Annotated in this window: 18 protein-coding genes; 10 read left to right on the forward strand and 8 right to left on the reverse strand. The window is 70.8% G+C overall.

The features are described from left to right. Positions 1-79 precede the first annotated feature (79 nt). On the reverse strand, positions 80-484 hold the full coding sequence (locus ACFWRO_RS27855) for an FKBP-type peptidyl-prolyl cis-trans isomerase (RefSeq protein WP_384514409.1): 405 nt from the start codon (positions 482-484) through the stop codon (positions 80-82). A gap of 219 nt (positions 485-703) precedes the next feature. Further along, positions 704-1,132, reverse strand: coding sequence for a protein-tyrosine phosphatase family protein (locus ACFWRO_RS27860; protein WP_384514412.1), 429 nt, complete (start codon positions 1,130-1,132; stop codon positions 704-706). A 193-nt stretch (positions 1,133-1,325) separates the two neighbouring features. Here ACFWRO_RS27860 and ACFWRO_RS27865 point away from each other — a divergent pair, with 193 nt between their 5' ends. Next, positions 1,326-1,514, forward strand: coding sequence for a hypothetical protein (locus tag ACFWRO_RS27865; protein WP_384514415.1), 189 nt, complete (start codon positions 1,326-1,328; stop codon positions 1,512-1,514). Between the two features lie 40 nt (positions 1,515-1,554). Here ACFWRO_RS27865 and ACFWRO_RS27870 read toward each other — a convergent pair whose 3' ends face one another. The 3 genes from ACFWRO_RS27870 to ACFWRO_RS27880 form a co-directional block, all read right to left on the reverse strand. Continuing rightward, positions 1,555-1,974 carry a RidA family protein gene (locus ACFWRO_RS27870; protein ID WP_384514417.1) on the reverse strand — a complete coding sequence of 140 codons (420 nt, stop codon included), beginning with the start codon at positions 1,972-1,974 and terminating at the stop codon, positions 1,555-1,557. A 131-nt stretch (positions 1,975-2,105) separates the two neighbouring features. Further along, a complete protein-coding gene (locus ACFWRO_RS27875; protein ID WP_384514420.1) occupies positions 2,106-4,454 on the reverse strand; it encodes an ABC transporter permease in 2,349 nt (782 codons plus the stop codon). Beyond that, positions 4,451-5,158 (reverse strand): ABC transporter ATP-binding protein, encoded by a 708-nt coding sequence (locus tag ACFWRO_RS27880; RefSeq protein ID WP_384514423.1) that lies wholly within the window; start codon positions 5,156-5,158, stop codon positions 4,451-4,453. Before ACFWRO_RS27880 ends, ACFWRO_RS27875 begins: the two co-directional genes overlap by 4 nt. Before the next feature lie 162 nt (positions 5,159-5,320). Here ACFWRO_RS27880 and ACFWRO_RS27885 point away from each other — a divergent pair, with 162 nt between their 5' ends. Continuing rightward, positions 5,321-6,685 (forward strand): sensor histidine kinase, encoded by a 1,365-nt coding sequence (locus tag ACFWRO_RS27885; protein ID WP_384514426.1) that lies wholly within the window; start codon positions 5,321-5,323, stop codon positions 6,683-6,685. Continuing rightward, a complete protein-coding gene (locus tag ACFWRO_RS27890) occupies positions 6,682-7,383 on the forward strand; it encodes a response regulator (RefSeq protein WP_384514429.1) in 702 nt (233 codons plus the stop codon). Before ACFWRO_RS27885 ends, ACFWRO_RS27890 begins: the two co-directional genes overlap by 4 nt. A 131-nt stretch (positions 7,384-7,514) precedes the next feature. Here ACFWRO_RS27890 and ACFWRO_RS27895 read toward each other — a convergent pair whose 3' ends face one another. Together ACFWRO_RS27895 and ACFWRO_RS27900 are read right to left on the reverse strand one after the other, a co-directional pair. Then, entirely contained in the window at positions 7,515-8,348 is an 834-nt protein-coding gene (locus ACFWRO_RS27895) for a DUF5995 family protein (RefSeq protein WP_384514432.1), read from the reverse strand. Between the two features lie 22 nt (positions 8,349-8,370). Continuing rightward, positions 8,371-8,955 carry a hypothetical protein gene (locus tag ACFWRO_RS27900; RefSeq protein ID WP_384514435.1) on the reverse strand — a complete coding sequence of 195 codons (585 nt, stop codon included), beginning with the start codon at positions 8,953-8,955 and terminating at the stop codon, positions 8,371-8,373. A gap of 447 nt (positions 8,956-9,402) precedes the next feature. Here ACFWRO_RS27900 and ACFWRO_RS27905 point away from each other — a divergent pair, with 447 nt between their 5' ends. The 6 genes from ACFWRO_RS27905 to ACFWRO_RS27930 all read left to right on the forward strand — a co-directional run bounded on the left by ACFWRO_RS27905 (position 9,403) and on the right by ACFWRO_RS27930 (position 15,822). Then, on the forward strand, positions 9,403-10,506 hold the full coding sequence (locus ACFWRO_RS27905) for a PP2C family protein-serine/threonine phosphatase (RefSeq protein ID WP_384514438.1): 1,104 nt from the start codon (positions 9,403-9,405) through the stop codon (positions 10,504-10,506). 171 nt (positions 10,507-10,677) lie between these two features. Beyond that, a complete protein-coding gene (locus tag ACFWRO_RS27910) occupies positions 10,678-11,316 on the forward strand; it encodes a hypothetical protein (protein WP_384514441.1) in 639 nt (212 codons plus the stop codon). A 112-nt stretch (positions 11,317-11,428) separates the two neighbouring features. Then, complete coding sequence (locus ACFWRO_RS27915) at positions 11,429-11,653, forward strand: ferredoxin (protein ID WP_384514579.1); 225 nt, start codon at positions 11,429-11,431, stop codon at positions 11,651-11,653. Next, positions 11,610-13,034 (forward strand): NAD(P)/FAD-dependent oxidoreductase, encoded by a 1,425-nt coding sequence (locus ACFWRO_RS27920; protein WP_384514444.1) that lies wholly within the window; start codon positions 11,610-11,612, stop codon positions 13,032-13,034. The genes ACFWRO_RS27915 and ACFWRO_RS27920 overlap by 44 nt, the downstream gene beginning before the upstream one ends. A gap of 24 nt (positions 13,035-13,058) precedes the next feature. Beyond that, the gene (locus ACFWRO_RS27925) at positions 13,059-14,297 is read left to right on the forward strand and encodes a cytochrome P450 (protein WP_384514447.1); all 1,239 of its coding nucleotides are present in this window, start codon (positions 13,059-13,061) and stop codon (positions 14,295-14,297) included. Between the two features lie 190 nt (positions 14,298-14,487). Continuing rightward, positions 14,488-15,822, forward strand: a complete 1,335-nt coding sequence (locus tag ACFWRO_RS27930; RefSeq protein WP_384514450.1) for a geranylgeranyl reductase family protein — start codon at positions 14,488-14,490, stop codon at positions 15,820-15,822. A 73-nt stretch (positions 15,823-15,895) separates the two neighbouring features. Here the strand turns inward: ACFWRO_RS27930 and ACFWRO_RS27935 are convergent, their stop codons facing one another. Then, positions 15,896-17,140 carry a PP2C family protein-serine/threonine phosphatase gene (locus tag ACFWRO_RS27935; RefSeq protein ID WP_384514453.1) on the reverse strand — a complete coding sequence of 415 codons (1,245 nt, stop codon included), beginning with the start codon at positions 17,138-17,140 and terminating at the stop codon, positions 15,896-15,898. A gap of 200 nt (positions 17,141-17,340) precedes the next feature. Between ACFWRO_RS27935 and ACFWRO_RS27940 the strand changes: the two genes are divergently transcribed. Beyond that, positions 17,341-19,467, forward strand: coding sequence for a SpoIIE family protein phosphatase (locus tag ACFWRO_RS27940; protein WP_384514456.1), 2,127 nt, complete (start codon positions 17,341-17,343; stop codon positions 19,465-19,467). The last annotated feature ends 324 nt before the right edge of the window (positions 19,468-19,791 follow it).

The following is a 19,791-nucleotide window of genomic DNA, read 5'->3' on the forward strand; positions in this document are numbered from 1 at the left end:
TGGCTCGCGCTCTCGGCCACCTCTCGCCGGGGGGCCTCCTGCTACGCCTCGCCGGTCCGGGGGAGGAGCTGCCAGGGCGCTAGGCGTTGCTCCACCCGGCCGTGCTGGAGTACGAGTCGAGCAGATCCACCACGAAGACCAGGGTCGAGCCCGCCGGGATCAACGGCGAGGGCGACTGATTGCCGTAGCCAAGACGTGGGGGAACGATGATCTCGCGCCGGCCGCCGACCTTCATCCCCCTCACTCCCCGGTCCCAGCCCTTGATGACCTTGCCGCCGCCCAGGGCGAACTTGAACGGCTGGCTCCGTTCCCAGGAGGCATCGAACTCCTTCCCGGACTCGAAGGTCACCCCGACGTAGTGGACCTTGACCACCATGCCCGGCTTAACCTCAGCCCCGTCCCCGACGACCAGGTCCCGGATGGTCAGCTCGGTAGGAGCATCACCCTTCGGAACGTCGACCTCGGGTTTCGTCAGTTCACTCATCGCAGCCTCATCACTCTCCGTCGAAAGCCCCCGCACGGACCAGCACAACACATGGACACCCCGTACAGCAGATTGGTCACGCTACCGAGAATGGCGATCCCTGGAGCACAACGAATCCAGTGGCCACACGCGATGATCTTGCACAAGGCTAGTGCTGTGACCGAGAGGGTTCACCGGGTTGGTGAAGCGCCTGGTGCTTATAGCTGATGAGCGATGCCGCTACTGGAAGCGGGAGACGAATCGGCGTTGCCAGGGTGTCTCGACGGCGCGCGGAGCGTAGTGCTCCCGGACGTAGGCGACGGCCTCACGGTTGGATACCCCGTCGAGCACGGCGAGGCATGCCAGTGCGGTGCCGGTTCGTCCGTGTCCACCCGCGCAGGCGATCTCGACGCGTTCGGCCTCTGCGCGTGCCCATGCCTCGCGCAGTGCGTCGGCGGTTGTGGCGCGGTCGGACGGCAGCCAGAAGTCGGGCCAGCGGAGCCAACGGCTTTCCCAGGCGACCGGCGGTGGCCGGTGGCCCAGCAGGTAGAGCGCGAAGGTGGGGTGCGGGCCCTGCGGGAGTGGCCGGCTCAGTCCCCGGCCACGGACGAGCCGGCCTGAGGGCAGTCGCAGCACGCCCGCCATCGTGGGTTCCCATGCAGCGGTCACGGTGCGAGCGTAGCCCCCGTTCGGTTGACGGTCAGACGGCTTTCATCTGTCGGCCGCCCCAGCGGAGTCCTTTCTCGCTGCGCCGCGAGCACGTCGGGGTGGCGGGCATTGGTGTTGCGCCGGCGCAGGTAGCGGTGCAGCTCGCGGGTCTGGACGGCGCAGAGCACTGCCGTGTGGCGTGGCGGGGTGCGCGATGGCGGCCTTCCCGTTCGTCGACGCGTCGGGTCCGCGGCTCGCGCTGATCGCGCTGGCCTTCGGCGGCACCACCGCCTTCCTCGTCGCCGGCGCGGTCATGCTCACGGCCGGGGCCTTCGCGCTGGCGGCCATCCGCCCGGAGCGCGACGCCCGACGGCTGGGGCTCGACGCCGGGCCACAGCCCTGAAGCACGTGGTAGAGGCTGCTGGTCAGGCCGCCACAGCGTGTCAGTGGGCTGAGGAGTCGAGCACGGCTGCGACGGCCTCGATCTCGACGAGTTGGTCCTTGTAGCCGAGCACGGTGACGCCCATCAAGGTGCTTGGGACGTCATGGTCGGCGAACGAGTCCCGGACCACCTCCCAGGCGGCCACCAGGTCCTCCCGCCGGGCAGATGCGACGAGAACCCTTGTACTGATGACGTCCTGGAGTGACGCACCCGAGGCAGCGAGAGCGGCCCGCATGTTCTCGACGGCTTTCACTGCCTGGCCCGCGTAGTCCCCGACTGCTGCCGTGGAGCCGTCAGCATTCAGCGGACACGCCCCTGCGAGGAAGATCAAGCGTGCCTCGGCGGGCGCCGTGGCCGCGTAGGCGTACTCGGCGACGTCGGACAGGGACGCGGAGCGGATCAAAGTGATGGCACGAGCCACGGTCGTCGGGGTCCTTTCCCATCGGGTGTTGAACTCGAACATCCTGCCAACGCCCCGGTGGTTCCCGCCTTCCCTTTTCTTCGCCGCCCCGACGGGCAGCGCCGTCACTCGTGCTCGACTGTCCTGCCTCCCTATTCGGTGCGCAAGGCCGTGGCGGTTCGGGCCCTGGCGGCCCATCCGGCGGGCAGGAGCGCACCCAGGACGGCGATGAGCAGGCCGCCGAGTGCGAGCGGGAGCAGTTCGACTCCGTGGTAGACCGCGATGACGGAACCGGGGAGGCGGAGCCCGACGCTGTCGCCCATCGCGGGGATGACCCAGCCGTGCAGGGCTACGCCGAGCGGCATGCCCAGAGTGCCCGCGACCAGTCCGGTCACGACGACCGAGGTGACGACCATCGCGATGGTCTGCCGGGGGGTCATGCCCAGCGCCTTGTGGACACCGAGCTCCCGGACGCGCTCGCGGGTGTCGAGCAGCACGCCGTTGAGCACGCCGAGCGCGGCGACGGCGACGATCATCAGTGTGAGGATCATGGACAGCGCGTTGAGGGTGACGACCATGTCGCCGCCGGCGTCGAGCCCGCCGGCCCGAGCGGTGATCCCCAGCGGTGCCAGGTCCTTGTTCAGCGCGTCGACGTAGTCGAGGACGCCGGTGCCTGACGTGACCGCGATGTGATGGCTCGTCTCCGTCAGTTCGGGATGTGCGGCCGTGAGGGTCGAGGCGTCGGTGAAGACCTGCATGCCGTCGTTGCGGGGGTCGAGGACCTCGCCGACGATCCGGACCGTGACCGGCGCGGCCAGCCCGTTCAGGGTGACGGTGTCGCCGACGCGGGTGCCGGTGGCGGCCAGGAAGGGGGTCGGGACCACGGCCTCGCCGGGCTTGTCGAGCCAGCGGCCCGAAACCATCGTGTAGCCACCCCAGGAAGCGTCGCCGGTGAACGCGATCACGTCGACGGTGCCGGTCAGGCCGGACACGGTCGCCCGTACCGTCGCCGCGCTGTAGTACTTGCCGGTTCCGGCGGCGGCCTCGATGGAGGCGGCGACCGCAGCGGGATCGCCCTTGGGCTGCTTGTCGGGGCCAGGGGCCTGGGGTCCGAAGTCCGGCAAGGGCGGGGGCACGACGACATCGGCGGCGGCGTGGGCCTTGGCCTTCATCACCTCGCCGAGCGAGGCGCTCATCCCCACGGTGAACGTCACGGCGATGGCGCCGAACAGGATCGCCGTGCCCATGGCCAGCGCGCGGGCCGGCCGTGCGAACGGCCGGGTCAGCCCCAGGGCGACCGGCTGTGGCAACGGCAGCCGGCCGGCCAGGCGGGCCGCCCATCGGCCGCGCCCCGCCGAAGCGGTGCGCCCGACGGCGAGCGCGTCGACCGTACGCAGTCGGCCGGCCCGCCACGCACTCGCCCACGCGGTCGCCGCCACCAGGCCGAGAACCCCGGCGATCACCGCCAGGTCGACCCAAGGGGCGATGGCCACGGACGAGGTGCCGTAGACCTCCTGGGTCTCGGCCAGTACGGGGACGGCGAGCAGGTGGCCGGCGAGGATGCCTAGGGCCGTGCCGACCGCGGCCGGGATCAGCGCTTGGCCGACGTAGGCCCGTACGACCTGGGCCGGGGTGAAGCCGATGGCTTTGAGGACGCCGATGCGGCGCGTTCCCGTGCCGACAGCCGACGCGACGACGTTGCCGACGACGAGCACCGACATGACCAGGCCGAGGGCCCCGAACGCGGTGAGGAACGGGACGTAGAGGCCGGTGTCGCGCTCGGCGGTCTTCTTGACGGTGAGCCACGACTGCTCGCCGACCGCCGCTCCCGGCGGCAGAGATTCCGTCACGGCCCTGCCGCCCGCGGTGATCTGCGCGGCGGTACCCGCGGCGGTGAAGCGGTAGAGCATCTGGTAGCCGCCGCTGCCGGTCGTGGTGAGCGCCGGCATCTGGGCCGGAACCACCCAGGCGTCAGCGGTCTGCGTGACCGAGCGGGCCACACCGACCACCGTCAGGGTCGGACCGCCGGACAGACTTGGGAAGGTGATCTTCATGCCCATGGTCGGGATGAGCGAGGAGTCGGCGGACAGCACGATCTCACCCGAGTGCGTGGGCCACCGTCCGTCGAGCAGTGCCACCTCGTCCACGTCCCGGCCGGGATCGCCCCGCCCGACCACGGTCATCGGCCACCCGGGGTTGGCCGAGTCCGGCCGCGGAGTGACCGTCGCCGTACGGAACGGCCCCGCTGCGCTGCTCACCCCTTCGGCGTCCTTCGACTTCGACAACTGCCCGGCACTCACCTCGCCCGCGTCGAACTGCACGGACAGATGCGCGCCTTGCTGCTTGGCGAAGGCGTCGTCGAAGGGAGCGCCGGAAACCACGAGCAGCGATCCGCCGAGGACGGAGGCGGCCACCGCCATCATCGTGGCGAGCCCGATGACCAGCGTCTGCACCCGGCGTCGTCCCACCCCGGAGCGCACCACCTTGCCGAGCGCGCTCATCGGACTGCCTCCGGGGAGACGGCCCGCGATCGGGCGTCCTCGGTGATCCGGCCGTCGGCGATCCGGACCGTACGGTTCGTGCAGGACCGGGCCAGAGCCAGGTCGTGGGTGACTACGACGATGGTCTGGCCCTCGGCGTGGAGTTCGGTGAGCAGCCTGCTGACGTCCTCTCCAGCAGCCGTGTCCAGGGCCCCGGTCGGTTCGTCGGCCAGAAGCAGCGCCGGCCGGTTCATCAACGCGCGGGCCACCGCGACGCGTTGCCGCTCGCCGCCGGACAGCCGTCCCGGGTAGGCGCGGGCGTGCCGGTCGATGCCGAGGATCTCCAGGAGTTCCGCCGCCCGACGGTCGGCCTCGCCACGTGCCACACCGGCAAGCCGCGCGGGCAGGACGACGTTGTCGGCGACGGTCAGATCGTCGAGCAGGTTGAAGAACTGGAAGACCATGCCGATCTTCGATCGCCGGTAGAGCGCCGATCCGGCCTCGCCCAGCCGGTCCACCCGCACCCCGTCCACGGTGACGGTCCCCGTGTCGGGCCGGTCAAGTCCCGCGATCAGATGGAGCAGCGTGGACTTGCCGCTGCCGGAAGGGCCGAGGATCGCGACGGCCTCGCCGGGCCGCACGGTCAGCGACACCTCGTTCAGAGCGGGCGGGCCGTCGTCGTATCGGCGGCTCACCTCGCGCAGTTCGATCACGGGCGTGGTCATGGGAGGGCTCCTTCGGTACGGGCAGTTGGCTGCGTGAACGCTAGGAGCGGGCCCGGCCCGCACGCGTCGCCCGCCCGAACCCCTTGCCGTACCGCGCCGGGATGAGCCCCGGAAACGTCATCCCTCCGATGTAGGCGGGTGATGTATGCGGTGCGGTACGAAATGACCACCGGGACGGACTCCGCGGGTGCGCGCGGCGGCGACAATGAACCGGTGACGGACGTACGTACGACGCTGGAGCGGTTGCGTGAAGCCGCCCGCCGGACGGTCAGCGACGCCAGGCTTCCGAGCGGTCCACCGCTGCGGCCCACCCGGCGCGCCTGGCAGTTCGACGCGTTGATGGCACTGGCACTCGGAATCGCCACTGTCTACTACGGCATCGACAACGTCGACAACGTCGTGGTCCGTGAGATCGCACCCGGCGTGGAGCACGTCATGCCGCGCCCGTCCGGTGTCGGCGGCCTGGCCCTCATGGTGACCCTCGCGGTCATCGCCTCGGGTGCCCTGGCGCTGCGTCGCCGCCACCCGCTCGCCGTGCTGTGCATCGTGACGGCCGCGACCCTGGCGACTCCGCACAGCGTCATGCGGCTGACCTTCTACGCGTTCGTCATCGCCGTCTACAGCGCCGCCGTGTACAGCCCGTACCGGGTGGCGACCCTGGCGGCGCTGCCGGTGTCGGTCGTCCTGGTCGGCACCTCGGGGAACTCGGTGACACCGATCGTCCCCAACGAGTACATCGCCCTGCTGATCCTGGCCCCGATGGCCGTGGCCGCCGTCGGCCTGCGTACCTGGAAGCTCCGGACCGACGAGGGCCGCACCCGGCTGTCCGCCCTGGAACGCGAACAGGCCGAGGCCCTGCGTCGGGCCGTGGAGCACGAGCGGGCCAGGATCGCCCGCGAACTGCACGACGTCGTCACCCACAACGTCAGCGTGATGATCATCCAGGCGGGCGCCGCCCGCAAGATCATGAAGACCTCCCCCGAGCAGGCCGGCGAGGCACTGCTCGCCGTCGAGGCGGGCGGGCGGGCGGCCATGACCGAGCTGCGCCATGTCATGGGCCTGCTCACCATGGCTGACGAGGGCGAGGGAGCCGACGGAGGTGCGGACCTGGCCGACACGGCGGGGGAGTTGGCCCCGCAACCCGGCTTGGACCAGCTGGAAGCGCTGGTCGGACGGGTCCGGGACGCCGGGTTGCCCGTCGACCTGACCGTGGCCGGTCCGCCCCGTCCTCTCCCGCCAGGACTCGAACTCGCCGCCTACCGTGTGGTCCAGGAAGCCCTGACCAACGCCGTGAAGCACGCGTCCGGCGCCACCGCCGCCGTGACCGTCGCATACGGGCCGGAGCGGCTCCTGGTGGAAGTCACCGACACCGGTGGACGCCCGGGCGCGGGCGCGGCCGCCGGAAACGGCCGGGGCCTGATCGGACTTCGCGAGCGCCTCGCCGTCTACGAAGGAACCCTGAACACCGGCCGCCGCCTGTCCGGCGGATACCGTGTGGAGGCGCTGATCCCCTTGGAGGCACCGTGACCGAGCATCCGCCGCGTGTACTCCTCGCCGACGACCAGACCCTGGTCCGCACCGGATTCCGGATGATCCTCAGCGCCGACGGCATCGACGTCGTCGCCGAGGCGACCAACGGAACCGAAGCCGTCGAAGCGGTCCGCCGCACCAGGCCCGACGTGGTCCTGATGGACATCCGGATGCCCGAGACGGACGGCCTGGAAGCCACCCGCCGCATCCTCACCGGAGCCCCCGGCGAACCCCGTGTCATCATCCTGACCACCTTCGACCTGGACCGGTACGTCTACGCGGCACTGTCCGCCGGGGCCAGCGGCTTCCTCCTCAAGGACGTCACCCCCGAGTACCTGGCCGCGGCCGTCCGCACGGTCCGTACCGGCGACGCTCTCCTGGCGCCGGCCATCACCCGCCGCCTCGTGCAGCGGTTCGCCCAGCGCGGCAGCGAAACCGCCGCCCTCCACCGCGACCTCGCCTCGCTCACCCCGCGCGAACTGGAGGTCCTCGGCCTGCTCGCACGAGGACTGAGCAACGCCGAACTAGCCACCCGCCTCCACCTGGCCGAGGCGACCGTCAAGACCCACGTCGCCCGCATCCTCGCCAAGCTCGGACTCCGCGACCGTGTCCAGGCCGTCATCGTCGCCTACGAGACAGGGCTGGTCAGCGCCGGAGATCGCGAGGCCGCCCAGCAGCCCACCGAGCAGACGTAGTTCAGTACGGTCATACAACGGTCGATCCCAGTCGTACGCGGCCTACTCCGCCCGCACCTCGAACGGCAACAACAACGCGAGCCCAGCCGGGACTTGCGGCAGGTCGTCGGCTCCGTACAGGCTTCGGCTTTCTACGCGACCGGCGTACTCGCCGCGGGCCAGTGCCGGCGATCGGGGATCAACCTGCGCAGGATCCACAAGCCGGCGCGCAGCTTCCAGTCGCCGGGGGAGCGGATTTCGGAGATGAGCGCGGCGGTGCTCTTGCCGATCGACCGCGACGCTTCCTCGGTCGAATCCGGGTTCAAGAGTCTGTCGCAGTTGAACCAGGCCAAGCCCCGTGCGACCCGGATCCCGTAATTGCTCAGCAGTTCGTCACTACGGGTGAACAGCCTGTCCAAAGAGCTGAGCCCACGAATGTACCTGGACGAAAGGTCGTCCTGGACCCCGTCGATACAGGACGCCAGCACGTCGTTCATGCGGTGGAAGTCCGCGATGTGGCTGCGGTCGCCCGTGGACGTCGTCGCCATGCGCCGCAATGCCTCCGGCAAGTCGTACGACATGTGCGCCATCATGGAGAAGAGCACGTCTTCCAGCGTGTAGGAGTGCCGGAAACTCGAAGCGGCGAAGACATCTCTCCATGGTTGAGGGATGGAGTCCGGCAGATCACTGGGCTTGACCTCGTCTGCGGAGCCACCGGATCGTCCTGCCAGCCATTCGTCAATACTGTCCATCGCGCTGAAGTAGGCCGCTGCGAGCGTCTCGCACAGCTCGGCGACCCATGGCGGGTCGTTGAACTCGGGGGTGCCTGTGTCCAAGCCCGTGGCGAGCGTCGTCGTGAGGCGGTAGTAGGTGTAGGCGAACGCGGCCCGGCGATCGTGTGTGGCGTCGTACTGCCTGACCCGGTCGGCAAGCAATTCGGCGACCAGGGCGACTTTTTCGGCGGGGGGCATGAACTCGGCGGTCATCGGGGGATGTTCCTGCCGCCCGCTAAGCCGGCGGGCTGATGAGGCGGGTCTCCTCGGTCGCCCTGCCCCAGTCGCACACCAATTCCGCGAAGAGGCTCTGGCGGTCGGGCGCCACCTGATAGTCCGCGGTCCAAGGGGTTCCGAGCAACGGCATGAGGTAGGTCGCGGCCATCCCTTCGTCGCGAATTTCCGCAGAGTAGGTGAAGGTCCGCGTGAGTAGGCCAGGCACAGGGCCGAGCCTCTCGTCCCCGTTTACAGTGACTCCGGTTCCGTTGCTGTGCAGCACGTACTGCTCTTCCAAGAGGTAGAGGGTCATGCCGAACTTGGAGATCCTGACCACATTGTCGGCCTGACCGAACTCGCCCTCGTTCGGCTTCGCCACGATCGTCGACTCCTGCCGTGGCGCACCGGTGAGGCGCTCGACGACGTGCATGGCGGTCGCGAGCAGCTTGTTCGTCAACCCGATGCGGCTGCGCATGAGACGACGCCAAGAGGTGACGCGGAAGGTGGCGATTCCGTGCCAGGTGCCGGTCCCGATGTCGAAGTAGTAGACGCGATTGGGCGCGTTCGTGCGCTGTCGAGAGATGCCCTCGGGCTCCATTGTCACGTTGCGTAGCATATCATCACGCTCTGTGAATGATGATTCTGGACGGCTCAGCCACCTATGCGGACCTCAAGAAGAAGCCGGCCGCCTCCAGGCCTCTGTTTCGCCGCCGGATCCGGCACGGCCTAGGCCGATTCGTTCAGATCATCCGACCGTTGGTTCGGGTGTGTCGTCGACTGACGCGCAGCGGCAGGAGCTGGCAAAAAAGGGGCCCCGGCCCACGAGCCGCACGACCATGTCATCGGCCGGTCCCGCGGCGGGCTGAGCGAAGATCCACCTCGCGGCCGACGCCCATTGCCGCAGCCGACCCGCCCCCGCTGACCAGCGAGAACGGTGGTGGGTGCCGCTTCTCGGATGGAGCCAGGAGGACGTCCACGGCCCCGCTCTGCCGGACCGGTGCAGCGGCCACCGTGGCGTGCGCGGCGCACGCCGGCATAGGAGCCTGGTGGTGTGGCGAAGCCAAGGAACGCGGCGACCGGCGCGTACCGGCGGAGCTGGCTGCGCGGGGCTCCGCCGCCCCGCTGGGTGCGGGTTCTGCCCGTGCTGCTGCTTGTCGGGGTCGGAGCGGCCTCCCTCACCGACTCCGTTCCGCTGGACATCGGCTTCCTGCTCGGCGCGGTGCCTCCGCTGGCCGTCCTGGCCTACGGAGCGTGGGCCACGGCCTGCCTCGGTGCCGCGACGATCGGGCTGCTGACCATTCCCCTCTTCCATCTGAACCGGCCCGGCAACACCGACCTCTTCACCCTCGGCTTCGTCGCGGCCCTGAGCGTGTTCGTCTCCTTCGTCCGCGGGCGCCGGGACGAGCAGCTCGACCTGGAACGTACCGTCGCCGAGACGGCCCAGCGGGCCATCGTCCCGGACGTACGGCCGCGGGTCGGGCCCGTGCGCTGCGCGAGCCTGTACCGCGCCGCCGAGCGTGGCACGTTGGTGGGAGGCGACTTCTTCGACGTTCGGCCCGGTCCCCACGGGGTGCGGGCGGTCCTCGGCGACGTGCAGGGGCACGGTCTGTCGGCCGTCGCGACGGTCGCCTCCGTCCTGGGAGCGTTCCGCGAGGCCGTGCTGGACGACGTGGACTCGGAGTCGATCGCGGCGCGGCTGGACCGAAGGCTCGTGGTCGACTCCGCGCGGACGGAGCACGCGGAACTCTTCGCCACGGCCGTCCTTCTGGACTTCGCGCCGTACGGGCGAGAGGTCCGTGTCCTGGCCTGCGGCCATCCGCCCCCGGTCCTGCTGCGCGGCGGAGCCGTGAGCACCCTGGAACTCGACCCCGGCCCGCCCCTGGGACTGGGCCTCGCCGATGTCATGTCCGGAACAGCCGGGACGGTTTCGCTTCTGCCCGGGGACCGGCTGCTCCTGGCGTCGGACGGTGTCCTGGAGGCACGGGACGCCTCCGGCGCCTTCTACCCGTTCGTCGAGCGCCTGGCCCGTATGACCGGTGTCGGCCTGGCCGAGTTGCCCGACGAGATCTGGGCCGACCTGAGCCGCTTCGCCCCCAAGATCCAGGACGACGTCACCCTCCTGATCCTCACCTTGGACACCTCCGGGCCGGGCTGACGGGACAGGGCCCGGGCGCTGCGGCCGGCCGCGAGCCGCTCGTGCGGTCGGCCCCGCCCTGGCCTGTATGGCGCACCGAGCTCTTCCTGTCGGGTGATTCCGGTGGCGCGCGTCCCGCGATCACGGGTGTCTGGACGAAGGGATGTCAGGCAGGAAGCGAAGCGGGAGACCATGGAGCGGAAGCACAAGCGCCTCGCGACGCCGTGGGCCGCCGGGGTGGCAGGGATGGTGTTCGCGATCCTGACGGCCACGGCGATCGTTCTGGTACGCATCGCCGTGCCGAGCGGCGTCAGCGCGGCAGAAGTGACCGTGGACGCAGGGCAGCGGAGCGCCGTGCGGACGGCGCTGGAGCTGATCCCCTTCGCCGGGATCGCGTTCCTGTGGTTCATGGGCGCTCTGCGCGAGCAGATGGGCGAGCGCGAGGACAAGTTCGTCTCCACGGTGTTCCTGGGCAGCGGTCTGGTCTTCGTCGCCACGCTGTTCGGCGCCGCGGCGGCGGCCTGGAGCGTGCTCGACGAGGGTGGACAGGGCTCCTCCTTCGGCCGCGATGTCGCCTACGCCCTACTGACCACCTACGCCATGCGGATGGCCGCGGTGTTCGTCATCACGGCCTCGACCATCGGCCACCGGCTCGGCGTCCTCCCGCGCCCGCTCACCGCCGTCGGCTACCTGGCGGGCCTGACGCTGCTCGTGGTGGGAGCGAACGTGCCCTGGTCGGAGCTGGTCTTCCCGGCCTGGGTGTTCGTTCTCAGCCTGAACAACCTGTGGGGCCGGCATCCCCCCGCGTCACGGTCCGCCGTCTCGACCTGATCGGGCCGCGCCGCTCACTCGGTCGCCCCGCTCCCGTGGCTGTGACTCTCCCGGCCGACGAGAGTGGGCGCAGGGGCTTCGACCGGGCCATTGGAGAGGAACCGATCCCGTGGTGAGCATTGCCGTCGATCTGAACCGCTGCCAGGGGTACGCGCAGTGCGCGTTCCTCGCACCCGAGATCTTCACCATGCACGGCGACGAGGCGTTGCTGTACGACCCGGACGCCGACGAGGCACTGCGCGACAAGCTGGCCCAGGCCGCCGCGGCCTGCCCCGTGCAGGCCATCCTCGTCGATGCCGTGGACGAGTCGGCCGAGGCGGTGCCCGGTGCTCGGTGACGGAGCCTTGGAGCAGCTCAAACGCGAGGGCCGCATCGTCGTCGTCGGCGCCTCGCTCGCAGGCCTACGGGCTGCGGAGACCATGCGCGCCAATGGCTTCGCGGGGTCTCTGACCATGATCGGCGACGAGGCCGGCGAACCTTACGACCGGCCCCCGCTGTCCAAGGGGGTGCTGCTGGGCAGGGCGCGCGCCGACCGCACCGCGCTGCCCCGGCTCCGATCCCTCGACGCGACCTGGCGGCTCGGCGTTCCCGCCACCGGCCTGGACATGGCCGCGAGGACGGTGCGGCTGGCCGACGGCGGCGAGGTGCCGTACGACCGGCTGCTGATCGCCACCGGTGTCCGGGCGCGGCCGTGGCCGCGCGAGGAGGAGGCGGAACTCGACGGCGTCTTCGTGCTGCGGACCCGCGACGACGGCGCCGCGCTCGCCCGGCGGCTCGACGCGGGACCCAAGCGGGTCCTCGTCATCGGGGGAGGGTTCGCCGGCTCGGAGGTCGCCTCCGCCTGCCGCGAACGCGGCCTCCCCGTCACCGTCGCCGAACGAGGCGCCGCGCCCCTGGTCGGCGCGCTCGGCGGGGTGATCGCCGCGGTGGCCGCCGACCTCCAGCGCGAGCACGGTGTGGACCTGCGGTGCGGGGTGATGGTGACCGCCCTGGAGGGCGACGCCTCGGGACGGGTCCGCGCCGCGCATCTGTCCGACGGCTCCACCGTCGAGACCGACGTGGTGGTCGTCTCGCTCGGCGCCCTCCGCAACACCGAATGGCTGAACGGTTCCGGGCTCGGCGCCGGGCCCCGCGGAATCGCCTGCGATGCCGGCTGCCGGGCTTTCGACATCCGCGGAATCGTCACCGACGACATCTACGCCGCGGGCGACGTCGCCCGCTGCCCCCATCCCCTGTTCGGGTACCAGTTCCTGTCGCTGGAGCACTGGGGCAACGCCGTCGCCCAGGCCGGGATCGCGGCGCACAACATGCTCAGCGAGAGCATCGACCGACGGCCGCACATGGACGTGCCGGCCTTCTGGTCCTCCCAGTTCGGCGTCAACATCAAGTCGGTCGGAGTGCCCTCGATGGCGACGGAGATCCTGATCGCGCAGGGCTCACTGGACAGCCGCCGGTTCGTCGGGGTCTACGGGTACCAGGGGCGCGTCATCGGTGCCGTCTCCTTCGACCACGGCCGGTGGCTGCCGTTCTACCGGGAACTCATCGAGCGCACCGCGCCGTTTCCGCCGCAGTTCCCGACGGTCGACCGGCACGCGGACGGACAACGGCCGATGAACGCGGACTTCCCCGACCCGTCGGTCCCCAGCCACGGCCCCACCGTGACCCTCAGCGGATACTCGCCGGCCGACCGCCGGATGACGTTCACCCCAGCGCACTGACCCGCACGGCCACAAGGACCTGCCATGACGCAAACCCTGCTGCACCAGATCCTGGACTACGCCAACCGGGCCGACCCGTACCCGATCTACGAGGAGCTGCGGAGGACACCGGTCCATCACGAGACCGACGGGCCGTACGTGATCAGCACGTACCACGAGATCCGCAGCCTTCTCCACGATCCCAGGATCAGCTCGGACGCCCGCAACCTGGCGTCCGGCAGCGCCGACCCGCTGTCGGAACCGGCCCCCGAGGAGAGCGCCCTGCCGCCGAGCTTCCTACGGCTCGACCCGCCGGAACACGACCGGATGCGACGCATGACGAACCGGCACTTCGGACCGCCGCACTCCCCCCACCGGGTCGACGGAATGCGCCCGGAGCTCCACGACATCGTCGCCGGCCTCATCGACCGTCTCGGTGACCCGGGGCGCATCGACCTGGTGGAGGAGTTCTCCTACCCGTTCCCGGTGACGGTGATCTGCAGGCTGCTCGGAGTACCCCGCGAGGACGAGGCACGCTTCCACACCTGGGCGGACACCCTCGCCGCCAGCCTGGACCCCGACCCGGAAGCCGATCCCGCCGAGCGCGACAAGGGTGCGGCGCACGAGGCCCGGATGCAGCTGGGCATGTACCTCGCCGGCCTGATCGAGGAGCGCCGCAAGAACCCCGGGGACGACATGCTCTCCCAGCTGGCGACGGCGAAGGGCCCGGACGGCCCGATGGCCACGATGGAACTGCTGAGCACGGCGGCGCTGCTCCTGATCGCGGGGCACGAGACCACGGTCAACCTCATCACCAACGGCATGCTGACCCTGCTGCGCCATCCCGACGTCCTCCAGCGGCTGCGCACCGAACCGCGACTGTCAGTGCCCATCGTCGAGGAACTGCTCCGCTTCGAGCCGCCGGTGCAACTGCTCCCGGGGCGCACCACCCTCGCCGACATCGAGGTCCGAGGCGTCACCATCCCGAAGGGCTCCAGCCTCTGGCTGGTCCTGGCGTCCGGCAACCGCGACCCGCAGCGCTTCGAGAACCCGGACCGCTTCGACCCGGATCGCCCGGACATCCAGCACCTCGGCCTGGGCAGCGGCATCCACAGTTGCTTCGGCGCACCACTCGCCCGATTGGAGGCCCAACTCGCCCTGTCGGAGCTGGCCCGGAGACTGGAGAACCCACGCCTGCTGGACGACCCGCCCCAGTACCGCCAGAACGCCGTACTGCGCGGGCCGCGCCATCTGCGGATCGCCTGCGACGGGATCAGACCGTAGAGCCCCGCACAGCCGACGCGGATCACGCATACCGAGCCGCAGCGCAGCGGGGGTGTGAACCCTGCGTTCCCCCTGCGCGCCCTGTCGGCCCCGGGTCCGCCTGTGTGCAAGCCCTGATGGGCCGTGCCGTGCAGGCCGCTTCTGCCGTGCCGCGCGTTCCACCGACCCCCGCCCTGGGCATAGTGGTGGGGTGATCACCAAAAGTGGCGAGGCCGGCGACGGCCGCGACGCCGGCAGGTCGGGCCCCGAAGGTGCCGGTGACGAAGAGGCACAGGTCATCGTGGTGGGGGCGGGTCCGGCGGGTTCCGCCGCCGCGGTGCACCTCGCGAGAGCGGGTGTGGACGTGCTGCTCCTGGAGAAGGGCGGATTCCCCCGGGAGAAGGTGTGTGGCGACGGGCTGACACCGCGCAGCGTGTACCAGTTGGTGCGGATGGGCATCGACATCGACGCACCCGGGTGGATGCGCAACAAGGGCATGCGCTGGGTCTGCGGCGGCCACCAGGCCGAGATCGACTGGCCGCGCCTGGGTGCCCTTCCCGATTTCGGACTCACCCGCAGTCGGCACGACTTCGACGACCTTCTCGCCGCTCACGCCCGCGCCACCGGAGCGCGCCTGCGTACCCACGTGAAGGTGACGGGCCCGCTGACCGACAGGGCAGGACACGTCATCGGCGTGTCCGCCTCCCGCGGACCGGGGCAGGAACCGGTCCGCTACAGGGCGCCGCTGGTGATCGCCGCCGACGGAGCCTCGGCGCGCACCACTCTCGGCCTGGGGTTCGAACGAGACGACAGGAGGCCCGTCGCAGCCGCGGCCCGACGGTACTACCGCAGTGAGACCCGTACGCATGACCCGTACCTGGAGCTCTGGGCCGACCTGCGCTGTCCTCGTAGCGGACGGGATCTGCCCGGATACGGATGGGTGTTCCCCCTGGGGGACGGGCGCGTCAACGTCGGCCTCGGTGTCCTGCCACAGCAGCGACGGCGCAGGCCGGTGGACCTGCGAGCGGCGCTGGACCACTGGCTGCCCCGCCTGCCCGCGGACTGGGGGCTGGGCGAAGAGACCGCCGACTCGCCTCTGCGCAGCGCGCCGCTGCCGATGGGACTGAACCGGCGGCCGCAGTACCGGCGGGGCGTGCTGCTCGTGGGCGACAGTGCCGGCATGGTCAGTCCGTGGAGCGGCGAGGGCATCGCCCAGGCCATGGAGGCCGCCGAGGTGGCGGCGGACATCATCGCCCTGGCACTGGCCCGCCCGGCCGGACCGCGCCGGGAACACGCGTTGCACCAGTACCCGGCCGAGATCCGGCGCAGATGGGCGCGCTACTACCGGCTGGGCAACCTCGCCGGGGATCTGGTCTTCTCGCGCTACGGCTTCCGCCCCGTCCTGCACCCCCGTGTGATGGCCTCACCCCACGTGCTGCGCACCTTGGCCCGCCTGCTCACCCATGTGACCGATGAGCCCGCACAGGACACCATCGACGCTGTCCTCCACGGGCTGCTGCGCCTCGTTCCCCTTCCACGGAGGTAGACCGCTCGCACCGACGCCTCCGGACTCCACCCGGCGCCGGCGACAAGCGTCCGGTGCCGGGCGTTCCGCGGGCTCAGACGCGGACGATGACGAGGGCGATGTCGTCGCGGGCTCCGCTGGCGACGCCGAGTCGCGCGAGCAGCGCGTCGGCCAGCTGATCAGGGTCGAGGCCGGCGAGGTCGCCCAGGGCGGTGGTGAGCCGGTCCAGGCCGGTGTCGATGTCCTCGTCGCGGCGTTCGATCAGTCCGTCGGTGTAGAGGACGAGGGTGTCACCCGGGCGGTAGGCGGTGCCGGCCTGCGGCCGGGGAACGTGCTCGGGTCTGGCTCCCAGCGGCGGGTCGGTGGCCTGGTCCAACAGCTCGCACGTGCCGTCCGTGTGCAGCAGCACCGGCGGCGGGTGCCCCGCGCTGGAGTAGACGAGCAGTTTGGAGCGGGTGTCCACGAGCACGCTGACCGCGGTCGCGGCGAGCGCGCCGTCCACGGAGCGGGCGTACATGCCCAGCACTTCCAGGGCCCCGGCCGGCCCGGCCACCGCCCGACTGGCCGCGGACAGCGCGCTGCGGAGCATGCCCATGACGGTGGCTGCCTCCAGCCCGTGCCCGACGACGTCGCCCACGGCGACGGTGAACCGCCCCTCGGCCAGGTCGACGGTGTCGTACCAGTCGCCGCACACGTTCAGCGAGCCGACCGCCGGTAGATAGCGCACCGCCACGTCGCTGTGCCGAGCCAGATCCGGGGAGTGCAGCATGGCCTCCTGCAAGGTGACGGCGACCTCCCGCTCCCGGGCGTGCGCAGCCCGCAGCTGCTCGTTCAGCCGCTGCAGCTCCCGCGCGCGGGCATACAGCTCGGCCTCCATCCCCTCCTCGCGCTCGGTCAGCCGCCGCCCCTCGCTCCGGCCCCGGGACCGGCGGGACCGCATGAACGCCGTCACGTCCTCCACGCGGTGGATGATCCACGCGACCCGCCCGTCCGCGTTCTTGACCGGGGTGTTCACGGGGGACCACCAGCGTTCCTCGAACACACCGGGCTGCGAGACGACGGGGATGTCGTACTTCTGCACCGCCATGGTGTCGGCCTCACCGGTGGCCAGCACCCGCCCCAGCGACGCCCCGAGGTTCTTCACCCCGTCCGCGCCCGGGTCGGCGGGATTGTCGGGGAACGCGTCGAACACGTGCTGCCCGAGCAGTTCCTCCCGCGTGCGGCCGGTCGCCCGCAGGTACGCCTCGTTGACATCCACGATCACCAGATCCGGTGCCAGCACCAGATACGGGCTGGGCGTCGCGGCGAACAACGCACCGTGGTCGAGCTCCGGCCTCACAGACCTTCCGATCCTCGTCCCGAGAGGAGCCCCCTCCGACCAGCGTACGCAGCGCTCCGGCCGACCGCGCCTCAGCAGGCCCGGCCGGCGGGGCCGGCCGCCGTCACCCGGCCACTCCACTGCGATGGCCGGGTGGGTGGGGCGGGCGTTGCATGGAAGGCAGCGCGGTCCACCCGTCTCGTCGAAGGGGCGTTCACACGGTGGTTGGTGAAGATCATCCGGACAGCCGGTCCGTCCCCGAGGGGCTGGAGGGCGCCGTACTGGACGCGCTCTTCTCCCAGTCGCCCATGGGCCTGCACGTGTACGACCAGGAGCTGCGTCTGGTACGGGTGAACACGGCGGCCCGGCTGATGCCGGAGTTCCCGCTCGACCGGTTGCTCGGCCGTACGCTGCCGGAGATCCTGCGGTCCTTCGAGATCACCGACCCCGCGTCTGTGGAACGGGCCGCCCGCCGGGTGCTGGAGACCGGCGTGCCCGAGCTCGATATGACCATCCGGTTCCGCGACCGACGTGTCCCCCCGGTCGAAACCGTCTCCTCGGCGTCACTGTTCCGCCTGCAGCGGGCCGACGGCACCGTGCTGGGGCTGGCCGCCGCGCTGACCGACATCACCGCCCGGGTGCGGGCCGAAGCGGAGGTGCGCCTGCAGAACGAAGCGGCCGCACGGATCGGAACCACGCTCGACATCTTCCGTACGGCGGCCGAGTTCTGCGAGGTCGTCTCACCGGCTCTGGCCGACACCGTGACCGTCGACGTCTACGACGTGGTCCTGGGCGGCCGGGCTCCCGTCGCGGACGCTCTGGCCCGGGATCAGACCGTTCGACGCGTGGGATACCGCTCGGTCGCAGGACCGGACAAGCAGGGCGTCCCCGCCGTGGGCGAGGTGGACGTGTACCCACCCGGCACGCCGTACCGAACCGTCCTGGACACCCTGACCCCCAAGCTGATCCGACGACTGCGCCCGGACGCCCCCTGGCTCGATCCCCGACATCGGCGGTATTCCCGGATCCTGAGCGCGCGGGCGCATTCCATGCTGCTGGTTCCGATCCGAGCGCGGGGTGTGGTGCTCGGCCTGGCGTGCTTCTACCGTTGGCGCGAACCGGCCCCGTTCGACGACCGGCACCTGAGGCTCGCGCAGCAGCTCACCACACTCGCGGGCCAGTGCCTGGACAACGCTCGCCTCTACGGGCGTGAGCGCTCGGCCGCCCGCATCCTGTCCGGTGGTTTCGCCCAGGCGCAGGCATCCGTCGTGACAGCCGTCGAACTCGCCCGCACCCACCTGCCGGCCGGCACGGGCGGCGGCTGGTCCGACGTCATCTCCCTCTCCGGGGCCAGGGTCGCCCTCGTGGCCGGGGACACCACGTCCGGGACTTCGCGTCCGGCGGCGATGAGCGAGCTTCGCGCGGCGATCGAGGCGCTGGCCGACCTCGACCTGCCGCCGGACGACATCCTCCAGCGTCTTCACGACCTCGCCAGTCGCCCGAGCACCCCGCCGGACACGGCTGCACCCGATACCGGTGACGGAACGCCCGCCACCTGCCTCTGCCTCGTCTACGATCCGGTCACCCGCCTGTGCACCGTGGCGAGCGCGGGACACCCGGCACCGGTTCTGGTCCATCCGGGCGGCGCCGTCGAACTCCTGGATGTCGCGGCCGGACCACCTCTCGGGCAGGGCCTCGCGGAGTACGCGCTCACGGAACGCGTCCTGCCCGAGGGGAGCACCCTGCTGATCTGCAACACCGCTCTGCTGACCGCGGCCGGCGGCCGGGAGTCGCTGTTGAATCGGTTGACCGACCTGTTCGCCGAACCGCAGCCCTCCCTTCAGGACGCGTGCGACAGGTGTGCCGACGCCCTCGCGCCAGAGCAGCCGCTTCGCGACGCCTATGTGTTGCTGGCCCGCACCCGCACGTTGGGCGACTCCCAGACGAAGGCGTGGACGTTTCCCAACAGTCCGGAGAGCGCCGGGCAGGCGCGCAGGAGAGCCGTGGCCCAACTCGCTGAGTGGGGACTGGCCCAGGACGTCATCGACGACACTGCCCTCGTCGTCAGCGAGCTGGTCACCAACTCCGTGCGCTACGCGAAGGGGCCGATCCAGTTGCGCCTCATCCACGACGGCACGCTCGTGTGCGAGGTCACCGACGACAGCAGTGCCAGTCCGCACCTTCGCCGCGCCCTGGACACGGACGAGAACGGCCGGGGCCTGTTCATCACCGCCCACCTCACCCAGCGCTGGGGCGTGAGGCCCTCAGGACGAGGCAAGACGCTCTGGGCGGCCTGGAACCTCGCAACGACTCCGGCCCTCGCTCACGCCCCCGCTGCCGAGGCGTGACCGGGGGCCGGCCCGGGAACGCCCAGGGCGGAAACAAGTGGGAGGTCGTCAGGACCATCCGTCCTTACGCGGGGCGAGCGAGAGGCGCCTGGCGGGCGAAAGTGCAGGTCAGGCGCCTCTTTTCGTGCCTCTAGAAGAACCCGAGCTTCCTGGGGGAGCAGCTGACCAGCAGGTTCTTCGGCCACGGCCGAGGTGAGCTGCCGCGTCCCGGAACGCGTGCCGCGGTCCACGTCGGCCGGCTCCTGACAGGTCGCCCTTGCGGCGGCGAGCCGGTTGATCGCCGACGTATGGCTGTTGGTGATCTCGGTGGGAGCTCCTGCCGTG

Origin of the sequence: Streptomyces sp. NPDC058579, assembly GCF_042718575.1 — a bacterium.
Classification (GTDB): domain Bacteria; phylum Actinomycetota; class Actinomycetes; order Streptomycetales; family Streptomycetaceae; genus Streptomyces.

Excerpts from the sequence above, each read along its gene's own strand:
- ACFWRO_RS27875 (WP_384514420.1), bottom strand. The coding sequence starts at position 4,454 with ATGAGCGCGCTCGGCAAGGTGGTGCGCTCCGGGGTGGGACGACGCCGG.
- ACFWRO_RS27855 (WP_384514409.1), bottom strand. The coding sequence starts at position 484 with ATGAGTGAACTGACGAAACCCGAGGTCGACGTTCCGAAGGGTGATGCT.
- ACFWRO_RS27880 (WP_384514423.1), bottom strand. The coding sequence starts at position 5,158 with ATGACCACGCCCGTGATCGAACTGCGCGAGGTGAGCCGCCGATACGAC.
- ACFWRO_RS27895 (WP_384514432.1), bottom strand. The coding sequence starts at position 8,348 with ATGACCGCCGAGTTCATGCCCCCCGCCGAAAAAGTCGCCCTGGTCGCC.
- ACFWRO_RS27865 (WP_384514415.1), top strand. The coding sequence starts at position 1,326 with ATGGCGGCCTTCCCGTTCGTCGACGCGTCGGGTCCGCGGCTCGCGCTG.
- ACFWRO_RS27885 (WP_384514426.1), top strand. The coding sequence starts at position 5,321 with ATGACCACCGGGACGGACTCCGCGGGTGCGCGCGGCGGCGACAATGAA.
- ACFWRO_RS27925 (WP_384514447.1), top strand. The coding sequence starts at position 13,059 with ATGACGCAAACCCTGCTGCACCAGATCCTGGACTACGCCAACCGGGCC.
- ACFWRO_RS27920 (WP_384514444.1), top strand. The coding sequence starts at position 11,610 with ATGCCGTGGACGAGTCGGCCGAGGCGGTGCCCGGTGCTCGGTGACGGA.
- ACFWRO_RS27910 (WP_384514441.1), top strand. The coding sequence starts at position 10,678 with ATGGAGCGGAAGCACAAGCGCCTCGCGACGCCGTGGGCCGCCGGGGTG.